This is a genomic window from Edaphosphingomonas laterariae, from assembly GCF_900188165.1.
In the GTDB taxonomy this organism is placed as follows: domain Bacteria; phylum Pseudomonadota; class Alphaproteobacteria; order Sphingomonadales; family Sphingomonadaceae; genus Sphingomonas_E; species Sphingomonas_E laterariae.
The window spans coordinates 1-12,446 of sequence record NZ_FZOS01000056.1; the positions used below are offsets into that span (position 1 = coordinate 1).

At 64.1% G+C, this 12,446-nt stretch carries 12 protein-coding genes; 2 read left to right on the forward strand and 10 right to left on the reverse strand.

Annotation, left to right across the window (positions count from 1 at the left end; all coding sequences use genetic code 11):
* Positions 1 to 311: 311 nt before the first annotated feature.
* From CHB74_RS20795 to traA, 5 genes are all read right to left on the reverse strand, one after another.
* A complete protein-coding gene (locus tag CHB74_RS20795; protein ID WP_065847666.1) occupies positions 312 to 521 on the reverse strand; it encodes a ribbon-helix-helix protein, CopG family in 210 nt (69 codons plus the stop codon).
* A gap of 109 nt (positions 522 to 630) precedes the next feature.
* Positions 631 to 1,224 carry a recombinase family protein gene (locus tag CHB74_RS20800; protein ID WP_245843126.1) on the reverse strand — a complete coding sequence of 198 codons (594 nt, stop codon included), beginning with the start codon at positions 1,222 to 1,224 and terminating at the stop codon, positions 631 to 633.
* Between the two features lie 176 nt (positions 1,225 to 1,400).
* Positions 1,401 to 2,729 carry an enoyl ACP reductase FabMG family protein gene (locus CHB74_RS20805; RefSeq protein ID WP_063976981.1) on the reverse strand — a complete coding sequence of 443 codons (1,329 nt, stop codon included), beginning with the start codon at positions 2,727 to 2,729 and terminating at the stop codon, positions 1,401 to 1,403.
* Positions 2,730 to 2,828: 99 nt separating this feature from the next.
* Positions 2,829 to 3,587, reverse strand: coding sequence for a DUF6118 family protein (locus CHB74_RS20810; protein WP_063976980.1), 759 nt, complete (start codon positions 3,585 to 3,587; stop codon positions 2,829 to 2,831).
* Between the two features lie 11 nt (positions 3,588 to 3,598).
* Positions 3,599 to 7,174 (reverse strand): Ti-type conjugative transfer relaxase TraA, encoded by a 3,576-nt coding sequence (traA, locus tag CHB74_RS20815; protein WP_065847670.1) that lies wholly within the window; start codon positions 7,172 to 7,174, stop codon positions 3,599 to 3,601.
* A 271-nt stretch (positions 7,175 to 7,445) separates the two neighbouring features.
* On the opposite strand from traA, the gene CHB74_RS20820 reads away from it, so the two are divergent.
* Together CHB74_RS20820 and CHB74_RS20825 are read left to right on the forward strand one after the other, a co-directional pair.
* Positions 7,446 to 7,751: a mobilization protein gene (locus CHB74_RS20820; protein WP_065847672.1), complete on the forward strand. Its 306-nt coding sequence runs from the start codon at positions 7,446 to 7,448 to the stop codon at positions 7,749 to 7,751.
* Positions 7,748 to 9,412 carry a type IV secretory system conjugative DNA transfer family protein gene (locus CHB74_RS20825; RefSeq protein ID WP_089221394.1) on the forward strand — a complete coding sequence of 555 codons (1,665 nt, stop codon included), beginning with the start codon at positions 7,748 to 7,750 and terminating at the stop codon, positions 9,410 to 9,412. The genes CHB74_RS20820 and CHB74_RS20825 overlap by 4 nt, the downstream gene beginning before the upstream one ends.
* 310 nt (positions 9,413 to 9,722) lie before the next feature.
* Here CHB74_RS20825 and CHB74_RS20830 read toward each other — a convergent pair whose 3' ends face one another.
* From CHB74_RS20830 to CHB74_RS21835, 5 genes are all read right to left on the reverse strand, one after another.
* Entirely contained in the window at positions 9,723 to 10,019 is a 297-nt protein-coding gene (locus CHB74_RS20830; protein ID WP_065847656.1) for a hypothetical protein, read from the reverse strand.
* A 36-nt stretch (positions 10,020 to 10,055) separates the two neighbouring features.
* Positions 10,056 to 10,679: a ParA family partition ATPase gene (gene parA, locus CHB74_RS20835; RefSeq protein WP_065847658.1), complete on the reverse strand. Its 624-nt coding sequence runs from the start codon at positions 10,677 to 10,679 to the stop codon at positions 10,056 to 10,058.
* Positions 10,680 to 10,746: 67 nt separating this feature from the next.
* Positions 10,747 to 11,052 (reverse strand): type II toxin-antitoxin system RelE/ParE family toxin, encoded by a 306-nt coding sequence (locus tag CHB74_RS20840; protein WP_065847660.1) that lies wholly within the window; start codon positions 11,050 to 11,052, stop codon positions 10,747 to 10,749.
* Positions 11,053 to 11,054: 2 nt separating this feature from the next.
* Positions 11,055 to 11,318 (reverse strand): CopG family ribbon-helix-helix protein, encoded by a 264-nt coding sequence (locus tag CHB74_RS20845; RefSeq protein ID WP_065847662.1) that lies wholly within the window; start codon positions 11,316 to 11,318, stop codon positions 11,055 to 11,057.
* A 274-nt stretch (positions 11,319 to 11,592) separates the two neighbouring features.
* Positions 11,593 to 12,446 (reverse strand): helix-turn-helix domain-containing protein (locus CHB74_RS21835; RefSeq protein WP_425442327.1); only part of this gene is annotated, 854 nt, incomplete at its 5' end.

A 12,446-nucleotide genomic window follows, 5' to 3' on the forward strand; every position in this document is an offset into this window, starting at 1 on the left:
CCCGGCCTCGTCGTCGGTGAACTCGCCCTTGCCGTAGCGGGTCCAAACCTTCCGCATGATTTCATCAAGCGCGTTCCCGCGCGCGCAGCCGATCGCGGCCGCGTAGTGCGTCCTCAACATATGCCCTCGTCCTTCCATTTGAAGGACATGACAGCGCGGACGGCAGGCACAGCTCCCCGTTTCCGCAAGAATCAATCTTGCGAATTGGAGTGCTGTAGCGTAGATAAGGGGAGAGCTTTGGCCCCGTCTCTACGGTGTGTCTGACGGCCTACAAAAACGCTCGACCGTTGGCGCGGTCGGGCGTTTTGCCGTTATGTCCCTTGCTTCGCTTCGATATAGAACCTCAACGCTTCCTCGATGATCGGCGCGCGGCCAAGCACGCCCCGCTGCTCCTTGATCTTGTCGATTTGGGCGAGAAGATCGGTCGGAACATACGTGGTCAGCGCGATACGGCCGGCCGCAAGCTGCCGCGCCCGATGGGCGGCAACGTCCTTCCGAATCCTCTCCGAGTCGCGCTTCATTCTTAGCAGTAAGGACGAACTCGCCCGATTCTGCAATCCCTTGCGGAAGGAACCGCGAAAGGCACTACTTCTAGGGCCGGCAACTAAACGTGGTTACGTCAATGCGTATTTACGTCTTTGCGCTCTCAAGCGCCCGGTAGATCGTGGCGCGGTGAACGCCCAAGAGCTGCGCGACTTCCGCCACCGGCTTCTTGTCGTCATGGATGAGCTGGCGGGCGTGGGCGATCTGCTCGGCCGACAGGGCAGGGGATGGGCCGAACCGGACGCCTCGGGCCTTCGCCGCGATCCGGCCGGCGCTCGTGCGCTCTACGATCAAGGATCGCTCGAAATCCGCGATGCCGGCGAACACGGTCAACACCATGCGCCCGGCCGGCGTCGTCGTGTCGGCCCAAGGCTCGGCCAGCGAGCGCAGGCCCGCGCCAGCCTCCTTGATCCGCTCCGCAATCGCCAGAAGGTCGGCCGTCGATCGGGCGAGACGGTCTAGCCGGGTGATCGTCACCACGTCGCCGGCGCGCAAATGGTCAAGCATCCGCGCCAGCTCGGGCCGGTCCCGCTTCGCCCCGGAAGCCTTTTCCTCGAAGATGCGGACGCAGCCGGCCGCGCCAAGGGCGGCCCGCTGCGCATCGAGGTCCTGCCCGCGCGTCGAGACGCGGGCATAGCCGATGAACGCCCGGCCGGCGTCGGAATCTGGTTGGTGGCGCACGGCTTCCCCTTGTCGCAAATCATGTCGCAAGTGGCGTAGCACTTGCGACAAAGATATGCGACACGAAAACCCCTGATTTTCCGAGGGTGGTCGATCTGTTGCAGGTTTTAGGATTTTGGCGACAGACAGCCTCGCTTTTCGGCGGTTAGAGCATATGGCTCCGACTGTGCAAGGTGTCAGCCTGCACCCCCCCTGCTTGCTGCGATGAGTCGACGTGCAACTAGATCGTGATTCAGCCACAGGACAGGCCCGGAGGGTTCGCTGACCTCGCCAAAGATCAACTGGCCGATCGCCTTGACCACATGATGGCTCAAGACGTCGCTGACGAGAATCCTGCTGTCTTTGTGCAGTTGCACAATCTCCTGCGATGTGCCGATGGTCTTCTCCGCCTGAGCGGCGCTGTTCGGCAGCGGCCAAAGGTCGAAGTCATAATAGGGCTGCATCGCCTCGTTGTGCTGATAGTCCAAAACCATCTGTAGCAGGGCTTCGAGCGTCACGCCGTCTTTCAGCAGGTCTTGGCATCCTTGCCAAAGCACCTCGACCCATGCTCCACCGCCTTCTTTCTTCAGCGCAGCGAGCAACGGTAGGAGTGACAGTTCGAGCCCGGCGAATACATCGGAGGAATTGGTGCGGATTTCGGGGCAATTGAATACCGTGGCTTTAACGCCGGAGCGCCACGCAGCTTTGGCAACACCCTCAAGACGCATCTTCGCATAACCTTGAGTGTAGTTGGTATAAGTCTGCCAGCGATAGCTATCGCCAATCAGAACTTCGGTGCCGTGATAGCCATAGGCGGTGTAACGAACCTGCCCGCCGGCCGCCTCGATGCGGGCACGGATGGCAGAGCTGGCTTCAAGCAGGTAGCCAAAGGTATTCGCCGAGACCTCATCAAAATTTTGCAAGACGAGCTTCCCGAGATCGCTTTCGATCAGCGACTGCGACGACATATGTCGCGCGCCACGACCCTTGTAGATGCGGTTTACGAGAGCGAGAACGACCTTGGCCTTCGGGATACCACCTGCCATTGTGTGTGCGAAGAAGACGTTCCTGCCGTCGGGGATCAGGATATCGAGTTCCGCCATAACTGCGTCGAGCGCGGTCTTGAACCGTGTCAATCCAACCTCGTGGCAGCGCGCAATATAGTCCCAATCGAGGGTATCGGTCTGCCAGGTGTCGAGAGTCATCTTCCCGAGAAGATCGGTTGGGGTAGGACCGCCCTCGGGAGCATCGAGATCAAAGCCAGCCATCAGCGGAGTGTTGATAATCTTGCCGCCGAGATTGGCTTCAGCCGCAGCCAGTTCGTCATCAGCTAGGCCGCGCAATGCGTTATTCTCCTCGCGACGGCCGACCGTGACCCCCAGGATGGTCATGCCCGCCGCCTTGGCCTCGTCAAGCAGACCGGCTGCATAGCCACGGCCAAACAGCTCGCCAAAAAGCACGAAGATATCTCCCTTACGAAAGAGAGTATTGGGGTTCATGGTCTCTTGCGGTGTGAGCTTCGTCATATCAGCCTTTGAAATTTGGGGATGCTTTCGGACCGGAACGTCAAATATCGGGGATGGCCCATTGTTGTAAAAGTCCCGGAAACCCGCAACAACTCTACACTACTGCGCCGGCGCTGTCGGCGCTTTCACGGTGATGGTGCAACGCTGATCCTCGCCGGCCGTGCGCGCGGCCTCCCAACAAGCCGCTACCGTCTCCCTGTTCGCTTCAAGGAGCTGGTCGGCCGAGGCCACGCGCTGCCATGCTTCCGGGCTGCCGAACGCCATGAGGCTCATGCCGGCCTGCCACGGCCTTTCGCCCATGACGACGCTAGCGACACGCGGCGCGGCCGAGAACGGCAACAGGCGCGGAAGGAACAGCATCACCAGCGCGCCGGCGAGCAGGCCGATAGCGAAGGCGACGACAAGCCACCAATCTTGCCGCCTGCGCTCCCGCGCACTGGCGACGTGAGCGGAAAGATTCCGGCCGGCGCGCTCGAGGTCGGACGCCTGCCGCTCGAGCTGCTGCACGGCGGTCCTCACCAAACCCTCGCCGCTGCGCTCGAGCGCCGCCGCATAGTGCTGCGCACCCTGCCGGAGAATAGGTGACTGCTCAACGCTGTGCATCCGTTCCGCAACGCTGTCGAGCGCCTGCACAAGCTGGGCGAGCTGGGGTTTGTAATCGGCCTGCGGCTCGATCTTTTCGAGCTGGCCGAAAGCAGCTTCCAACCCGCGCCGGATGATCGTCATCTCCGCGCTGATCTGCCCGCCCTGCTTCTCGATCGTGCGCCGTAGTGAATCGAACGCCGCTGCCGGGTCGCCGGCGTCCTCGTCCTGTTCTTCTGGTTCTATACCTTCCCTGTCGTCGTCCAACTCTGCCATGTTCTTCCTGCCTACATTTCCAGACCATGCCCCCGGCTAAGCCGATGGCCGCGTGTCATTTCCTCTTTCAACTGATGGGCGATACTCTGCCCCCGGCGAAGCTCCTGCCCGATTCCGAGTTCCTGCCGGCGATTGCGCAGGATGGAATCTACCTGCGGGTCACGCTCAAGGCTCTTGGTCAGGCCGTTCATCTGGCTTTCGACCTTGCCCCGCGCCTCGTCATGTTGCCAGCCGCGAAGTTTCTGGCGCTGGCCGTCCAGCTCCTGCCAGCGGTTCACGAACCGCTCGGCCCTGATATTCGGGTCTTGCAGCGCCGCGTTCTCGCGCTTCATGCCGTCGATGACCTGCGCGACACGCTCCCGGCCGGAAAGCTCCGTCATGGCGCGCGCCGTCGCCGGGTCGTGTTGCAGGGTCGAGCGCATCAAATCTTTCATGCCGTCCTGCACCTGGTCGAGCTGTTGCCCGGCCGTGCGCATTTCCTGCCGCTGCATGTCGAGAACGGGCAGGCCCTCGCGCCGGTGCTGGTCGATCGATTGATAGGCCCGCGCATAGCGGTCAACGGCCTGCTCAAGCGGCGACTGCCCCCGCACCCGCTCGGCCAGCCGGTCGGGCACCGGCGCCTGCCGCAAGCTCCCCTCTCTTTCCGGCCGGTCTGTGCGCTCCTGTGACGGCGCAGGACGTGCATTGAGCTTGAGGCCGGCGAACATGCCGCGCCGCTGCTTCTCGGCCTGCTGCGGCCGTTTCTGGTCGATCTGTGGGCCGTCCTCGCCGGCGCGGTCCAGCTCGCGGCTCTCGGCCGCCGCGCCGCGCCCGAGTTTCAGGCCCTCGAACGGATTGCGGCGCTGCTGTCGATCGCCGGCAAGATCCTCGCGCGGATCTGCACGAAGATCCTGCGCGAGATCCACGCCGACTTTTTGCGTGGATCTCGGCGCGCGGTCCTCGATGCGCTCCCGTTCGCGGGCCGGAATCTCGATCTCGCTGCGGACGCCCATTTGCTCCGCGATCCCGCGCCGCTCGGCAAAGTCGCGGGTATAATCGAGCGTGGTTTCCTTGACACCCGATCGCGACAGGCGGCGTTCTAGCTGGTCATAGGCCAGCTCGCCGGCATCCTGCACCTTCCATGTGTTCCGGTGCGTCTGCGTCCCATCCGGCAAGGTGACGGGGGTGGAACCCTCATGCTGTAGGCCGATCCTCTCCCCGATCTCCGGCACGGCCTCCTTCATGGCGCGCTCAAGATCGACGCCCCATAGGGTGCGCTGCTGGCCCTTGTCGTTTTCCAGCGTCACGAAATAGCTGCCGGCCTTCTGCGGATCATGCTCGAACGGCGCGGCCCCATGCTCGACCAGGCGGCCGGCATTAGTGAACTCGTCCTGACCCGCATAGAGCTGCACGCCGTCACGATGCCGGGTCATGGCGACATAGGTCAGATGCCGGTCCATCGTTCCGGACGCCATCACATAGGACCGATCGACCGTCGCCCCCTGATTTTTGTGAATCGTCGTCGCATAGCCGTGGTCGATCGCCTGATAGTCGCCCATCGGGACGCTGACGCTATCGCCGCCCCGGCCGTCGAGCTGCGCGACGATCCGGCCGGCCTCGACATGCTCGACGGTGCCAAGCATCCCGTTTTTCACGTCAAGGTCGCGGTTGTTTTCGAGGAACACGATACGGTCGCCGGGGGCGAACTCTCGGCTCCCGTCATTGGTCTGGAAGGTCAGCGCGCCGGCGTCCTCGCCCCGCGCCAGCTCGCCCCGGTCCTGTAGCTCCGTCCGGATCGCGTCATTGATCGCTCGAACATCGGCCCGGCGATGCGCCATCGCTACGCGGGTTCCCTCCGGCCGCTCGTCGCGGTCGGCAAGATAATCCCGCACGATCTGGCCGCGCGCATCCTCGCTCGTCTCGGCAAAGCTGATATTGCCATGATCCCGATAGGCCGCCAGCCCCTCGGCCGTCCGGTGCGTGGCGAAGTCAACGGAAGCCTCCCGCTGCCAGTCCACGCGCTGCCGGCGTATCTCGGACAGCTCGGCATAGCCGATTTCCTCGGTGATCGCCCGGAACGGTGCGCCGGCCCCGATCGCCTGCAACTGCTCATGGTCGCCTACAAGGACGATCTTCGCCCCGCGCGCCTCGGCCTCGCCAACGAAGCGGGCGAGCTGGCGGCTCCCGACCATGCCCGCCTCGTCGATCACGAACACGTCGCCGCGGCCGATCGTGCCGCGGTCGTTGTCCCAACCGCGGGACCATGACGCGAGGGTGCGGCTCTGGATGCCGGAACTTTCCTCCAAGCCCTCGGCCGCCTTCCCCGACAAGGCCGCGCCGTGGACCGTGTAGCCCTCGGCCTCCCATGCCTCCCGCGCCGCCGCAAGCATGGTGGACTTGCCAGCGCCGGCATAACCGACAACCGCCGCGATCCGCTCCGGCCCGGTGATATGCTCGATCGCCCGGCGCTGCTCGTCGGACAGCCGGGCAGAAGCATCGCCGGCGCTGCGCTGAATGGCGGCGTCCTGCCGATCTATGGCGCGCTCGACATGCCGGCGATCGACGCCATGACCATGCGCGCCGTGCATCCGCTGCGCGCTCTCGATCATGCCGGATTCGATCTCGACCATTTCGCGGGTCGAATAGCGGGCAAGCTCGATCTCTCCCGTTGCCGGGTCGGCCCGCTCGGGCTGAAGCTCGACCAGCGCCGGCGAGGCCATGACCTTCGCAAAGGCGCTCTGGAACTCCTGCGGGTCGTCGTTGATGTAGCGATGCAGCGCCCGCGCAACGTCGTGCCGGTCGAACACGCTCTTTTCGCCGGTGATGAGGGTTAGAACCTGCTCGGGCTTCTCCCGGATAAGCTCGGCATTGCGCCGGGCCGCTTCCTCGTCCAGCCGCGCCCGCGACACGTCGAGGCCCTTGCGTTCCATCTGCGTGGCATGGACGCCCATATGCTCGGTCGGCGCGATCTCTAGCCCGCGCTCCATGTGCGAACGATGGTCGATCCGAATATCTAGCCCGGCCATCGCAAGGCGCTCGTTGGCGATCCCCTCCCACCTCTGGCGAAGGTCGCGGAGCTGCATATCGGTCGTCGGCAGGTCGTGCGCCAACAGCCATTTGTTTTCGCGCTCAAGATAGGTCTTGTCGCCTAGCCCGTCCTCCGTCACCTGCCGCGTGGTCATAAGAATGTGGGCATGGTGATTGCGAACGTCGCTGGCCTCGTGCGGCGCATGAATGGCGAAGTCTACGGCCGCGCCGTAGCGGTCGGCCAGCTCCTGCGCCATCACCCGCGCCGCCTCTAGCCGCTCCTCGGCCGAAAGCTCATGCGGCAAGGCAATCTCGAACTCCCGCGCCACGCGGGCGTCTTTCCGCTTCTCGGCAAACTCGGCGGCGTTCCACAAGTCCGACCGATCCCGCGCCCAATCGGCGTTGACGCCCTCGGGCAAGACGATCTCGGCATGCTCAACGCCCTGCTTGGCCGTGTAGTCGTGCGTGATCCCGTCGCGCTCGTTGGTCAGCTTCTCCCCGGCACGATAAGCCATCGAGGCGACGGCGCTCCGGCCCTTCGCCCGCGAAACTGGCTTCATGCTCAAATGGTAGATCGCCAACCCGTTGCCTCGATCTTGTTTCAGCCTTTCCCGCCAGCCCCAAAGCTGGCGGCGCGCTGAGTTACGCAGTAACTCGTAAGTGCGCCCTTCGTAATTCGCTCGCTGCGCTCTCTTATGCCTCCGGTGTGGCGCTGTGGCAAAGTCGTTTCGATGAATTGAAGCCCAGATTGTGCTGCAAAACCGCCGAAAGTTCAAGCGCAACGGGCAGACGCTGGAAAAGACGGCCGGGAATGATAGTCTGGGCAAACAACCGGAAAGGGAGATTTGAGGAATGGCGCGCAAAACGATCGAACAACGCTTGGCCGAACTGGATGCGCAACGCGCCACGCTCAAGGCCCGGCTCGGCAAACAGGAACGCGCCAACGATACGCGCCGCAAGGTGCTGCTCGGCGCGCTCGTCCTGCATCGCCTCGAAAATGGCAAGGATGAGGAATTTTCCCGACGCCTGCGCGAATGGCTCAAGCGCGAACTGCCCGACTTCCTGACGCGCCCCGGTGACAAGGAACTGTTTGCCGATCTGATCGGCAACGCGACGGCCGGGGAAACGACAGGCAGCACCGAGGGGGGCGTATCATGAGTCAGGCAAGACTTGCATGGGCCGCGTTCAAGAACATGATGCGGCAGGCCGCGCGTGATCCACTATGGGCGTTCGTCGCTCTGCTCGCTGCGCCTTTCCGAATCTGGAAACCGTTGCTCGGTGTCCTTTTCATCCTCGTCATGGCCCTGTTCGTGATCGGCTTCGGCGGCCGTTTCGCCCTTGAACAAATAGGCATCCGCGCCGGTTCGGTTCCTATTCTCCTGCTCGATCTCGTCACGCTGCTGGTAGTGGCCGCGCTCGCCTTCCGGTTCCTCACCAATCCGCTGATTATCCATTTCGGGGACATGGAAGGCGAAACCCACGGCTCGGCCCGCTTCGCCACCGACAAGGAAACGGCCGCCCTCGCCCGCGCCGATTCCGGCCTGCTGATCGGCCGCGACGGCAAGACCGGAAAGCTCCTTCGCTATGACGGTCCGGCCCATCTGTTGACGATGGCCCCGACGCGCACAGGCAAAGGGGTGGGAACCATCATCCCGAACCTGCTCACGGCTGACCGCTCCGTGATCTGCATCGACCCCAAGGGCGAAAATGCCAGGATCGCCGGTCGCGCCCGCCAGACCTTCGGCCCGGTCCACGTCCTCGACCCCTTCGGCGTCACCGGCCAGCCCTCGGCCGCCTTCAATCCGCTCGACCAACTCGATCCGGCTGGCCTCGATGTCGCGGAAGATGCAAGCACCTTAGCCGACGCCCTCGTGTTCGATGAACCGGGCATGGCCGGCGAGGCGCATTGGAACGAGGAAGCCAAGGCGCTCATTGCCGGCCTGATCCTCCATATTGCCGCCAGCGAGCCGCGCGACCGGAGAAACCTCGCCACCCTGCGCGAATATCTCACCCTCGCCCCTGAAGCCTTCACGGCGCTCCTGAAGGACATGCAGGCGTCAACGGCCGCAGGCGGCCTGATCGCCCGCGCCGCAAACCGCCACCTCGGCAAATCCGACCGGGAAGCGGCCGGCGTCCTCTCGGCCGCGCAGCGCCATACCCATTTCCTTGACAGCCCGCGCATGGTCGCGGTCCTCAGCCGATCCGATTTCCGCTTTGCCGATCTCAAGCGCCGCAACGTCTCGGTGTTCCTCGTCCTGCCGCCCGATCGGCTCGCCACCTATTCCCGATGGCTACGCCTGATCGTCACCCAAAGCCTGACCGACATGGCCCGCGATCCCGGCAAGCCGGCCGCGCCCATTCTTTACCTGCTGGATGAGTTCGCCGCCCTCGGCCACCTCGCGCCCGTCGAGCGCGCTATGGGCCTCATGGCCGGCTACGGCGTCCAGCTCTGGCCGATCCTGCAGGACGTTCACCAGCTCCGCGCCACCTACGGGCAGCGCGCCGGCACCTTCCTGTCAAACGCAGGCGTCCTGCAGGTGTTCGGCGTCAACGATCACGACAGCGCCCGCCTCGTCTCCGATCTGCTCGGACAATCAACCGTGGTGTTCAAGACGATGGGACAGGCGCTCGATTCCGAAAAATCCGGCCTCTCCTACGGCGAGCAACACACGGCCCGGCCGCTGCTGACGCCCGATGAGGTCCGCAACCTGCCGCAGCATGTCGAATTGCTGTTCCTCGCCGGGCAACGCCCGATCGTCGCCGGCAAGCTCGCCTATTACGCCGATGCAGAATTTCGGGGGCTGTATGATGCGCCCTGACAGGCTCGGCCGGCTCGATCCCTCAACCGCCCTTCGGGCGAAGCGGACCCGACGCTAAAGCGCCGGAACATTGTTACGAACGGCCCTCCGGCTCTCTACGGCGCTATTGGGGAGCGCGTTCGCCTCCGGGCCGGCGCGGCTCGCGCCGCGATCTAGCTGACGACCTGGTGCAAGCTCTATTCAGGGAAGGACCACGACCGCGACGGTAGCCCCCGGCCGGCCCGCTCTCATCATCTAGGGCCGTAGGGACGGCCGGGGGGCGGGCCACACGCGCAAGCGTTGCGGATTAAGCTATTTACGTATCCACGTATTAACGTGCGTAAGGTTCGATCGGCGGCAATCCATGTTGCGCCAGCACCGCCGAAAGACCGGCCTCGGCCATCGCCTGAATCGTCGTTCCCTCTGCATCTGCGAGCTGGCGAAGGCGCTGCCAGTCCGATCGCCGGACCTTGACCGTTAGGGCGACAGTCTCGCCCCCTCCCCTCTTTCGCCTCGGCGTCGGAATCTCCACGGCCGGCCGTTCGTCCTTGATCGCTGCAAGGCTGGTGACTTCCGCGCCAGCTTTCGGGCGGGTGAAGGCCGCAAGGCCGGTTGCTTTCTTTGCCATAGGTTCCGCTCCTTAGATACGCTCTTACGTATTTAGCTATTTACGCTCTAACGTGTCCCTGATCCATGCCCACAAAGCCCGGATTTCCTCCGCTGCCTTCCCCTCGGCCTCGAACTCCGTCACGGCGCTGCCGGTCGTGACAGCGCGGGCGAACGCGCGCCGGTCGGTGATCTCGCCGGGAACGATCGGCAGGCCGTAGGCTTCCAGCGCCGCGCGTGTCTCTCCGATCTCGGGCGCACGGAACGGGCAGGCAGACAGGACGAACGCCCCGCGCACCTTCGCCGCCGTCACGATCTCGACGGCGGCCGGGACCGCAGCGAGGTCAAACGCGGACGGCCGAACCGGAATCAAGACCAGCTCCGACCTACGGGCTATCTGGCCGGCCGCCGGGGCGGCATGGGGCGGGGCGTCCACCACGGCCAAGGTGATGCCCTCGCCTTCGGCCGCTCTAAGCGCCGCGTCCAGCTCGCCGGCCTGCGCCGTGGCGACGATCGGCGTTCCAGCTTCCCGCGCGCTCGCCCATGCGGTCGCGCTCTCCTGCGGGTCCGCATCAATGACGCAAACCCGTTCGCCGGTCGCCTCGGCCGCCACGGCAGTATGAACCGAAAGCGTGGTTTTCCCGCTCCCGCCCTTCTGGCTCAAAAACGCAATGACGTTCATGCGTCAATCCTTCTTTGCGTGAATACGTATTAAAGCACATAGCTAGGGACGTTACTACGTCTTTAAGTTAGTCGGGCCATTCCTCGGCCCGCCAGTCCCGCGACGTGTGGATGACGCGCAAGACCGCGATCACCTCTCGCTCGGCTTGGCTCGTGATCTCATAGGCTATGATGTAGGGCAGGCGGGGAACCGACTTTTCATAGCTACCTGTGACGCGGCCCGGCCTTCCGGTCGCAAACTCACCAAGTCCGTTCCCCGCTTGCTCGATCGCATCCGCAACCCTTTCAGCGGCAAGCGGGTTGTCGGCGGCGATGTATCGCAGAATGTCGAGGTAATCGCGCCGCGCGTCGGCCGACCAGATAACCCGCCTCATGCTTACGAGGCTTTCTTGCGCTTCGCTTCCGCGATGATCTGGCGGGCTTCCGCCATCACCTGTTCATGGGGCACGACGCGGCCGGCTGCAACATCGGCCATGCCGCGCTTGATGCCGTCGATGATTTCAAGCTCGCGCTCGACGTAGGCGGCGACGGCCTCGCCGGCGAGGAAAGATTTGCTCCGCTGCGTGTCGCTCGCGATCCGGTCGAGTTTTTCTTTCACATCGGGCCGAACCCGAATCGTCATGGTGGTGCTGGCGGTCATGGAATCGCCTCTGTGTGTTGACTTGTATACACTCTAGCACGTTTTTCCGGCCGATGTCATCGCCTTCTAAGCGATACGAATACACGTCAATACGTATTAACGTAAGTAATTGAGCGCCAGCCGTGCTCCTCGGTCCCTCTCGAAAGCCCATAGGACGCTGGCCGCTGGCGCGACGGTGGTGTTTTTGCTGTGAGGTATCCGCTTCCCGATCCGCCTTATACGCGGATCGGAACCGCCGCAGAGCTGCGAAAGCAGCCCGAACAGCGGCGACCGTTTATGTTTGCCCTCTTAGATAAAGATTAGATGGGGATTCAGTCTGGTTATCGGACTCACGTTTCTGCACCATCTTCCCAAGGGCAGCGAGCGCCCGGCCTAACGGGTTGTCGCCGGCCTCGAACAGCGCCAGCTCATCGAGGGGCAGGGCCTTCCTGTAGGCGTCCAGCTCGGCCGCGCGGGCTTCCTGTGCGGCGCTGTGGTCGTCGGGCAGGGGCGGGGCCTTCCCGAACCGGCCGAGGAACTGCCGGGCCTTCTCGGGCAGGGACAGGCGATAGGCGTTGCTCGTCTGCTGGACCTGTGGGCCGCGCCCCTCGTTGCCGGTCGGCTCGTAGCGCCGCAGCCAGTCGATGAAACCATGCGCCCGCAGGTTCTTCAGCGCCCGCACGATCGTATCGCGCGACCGGCCTAGCCGATCCATGATCGTGGTGATTGACGGTTCCAGCCGGCCGGTGCGGAAGTCTATGAGATTGACGAACAGCCGCAGCACGTCGAGCGCGACCGATCCTAGCGGGCCGCTGCGCTCTCCCTTCTCGTGCAAGCCGGCCTCGTTGTAGATTTCGGCCGCCTTTAAGATCGCCTGAACGTCCTTGCGCGTCGTCGGCAGCCATATCCGGCCCTCCGATCGGCCCCGGATATGACTATGCCGGCGAACTGGCGTCGGGCATCGCTCGGCGGGGGGGGGCAGGACCAGGCTAAAGGTTCCCTGTCCTGATCCCCGCAGGGCGGCCCGGCGCTCATGGGCGAGCGTCGTAAGCTCCCCGGCCTCGTCGTCGGTGAACTCGCCCTTGCCGTAGCGGGTCCAAACCTTCCGCATGATTTCATCAAGCGCGTTCCCGCGCGCGCAGCCGATCG

Coding starts and splice junctions, on each gene's coding strand:
- CHB74_RS20845 (WP_065847662.1), bottom strand. CDS start 11,318: ATGACCGCCAGCACCACCATGACGATTCGGGTTCGGCCCGATGTGAAA.
- CHB74_RS20805 (WP_063976981.1), bottom strand. CDS start 2,729: ATGACGAAGCTCACACCGCAAGAGACCATGAACCCCAATACTCTCTTT.
- CHB74_RS20820 (WP_065847672.1), top strand. CDS start 7,446: ATGGCGCGCAAAACGATCGAACAACGCTTGGCCGAACTGGATGCGCAA.
- CHB74_RS20840 (WP_065847660.1), bottom strand. CDS start 11,052: ATGAGGCGGGTTATCTGGTCGGCCGACGCGCGGCGCGATTACCTCGAC.
- CHB74_RS20830 (WP_065847656.1), bottom strand. CDS start 10,019: ATGGCAAAGAAAGCAACCGGCCTTGCGGCCTTCACCCGCCCGAAAGCT.
- CHB74_RS20825 (WP_089221394.1), top strand. CDS start 7,748: ATGAGTCAGGCAAGACTTGCATGGGCCGCGTTCAAGAACATGATGCGG.
- CHB74_RS20795 (WP_065847666.1), bottom strand. CDS start 521: ATGAAGCGCGACTCGGAGAGGATTCGGAAGGACGTTGCCGCCCATCGG.
- parA (WP_065847658.1), bottom strand. CDS start 10,679: ATGAACGTCATTGCGTTTTTGAGCCAGAAGGGCGGGAGCGGGAAAACC.
- CHB74_RS20810 (WP_063976980.1), bottom strand. CDS start 3,587: ATGGCAGAGTTGGACGACGACAGGGAAGGTATAGAACCAGAAGAACAG.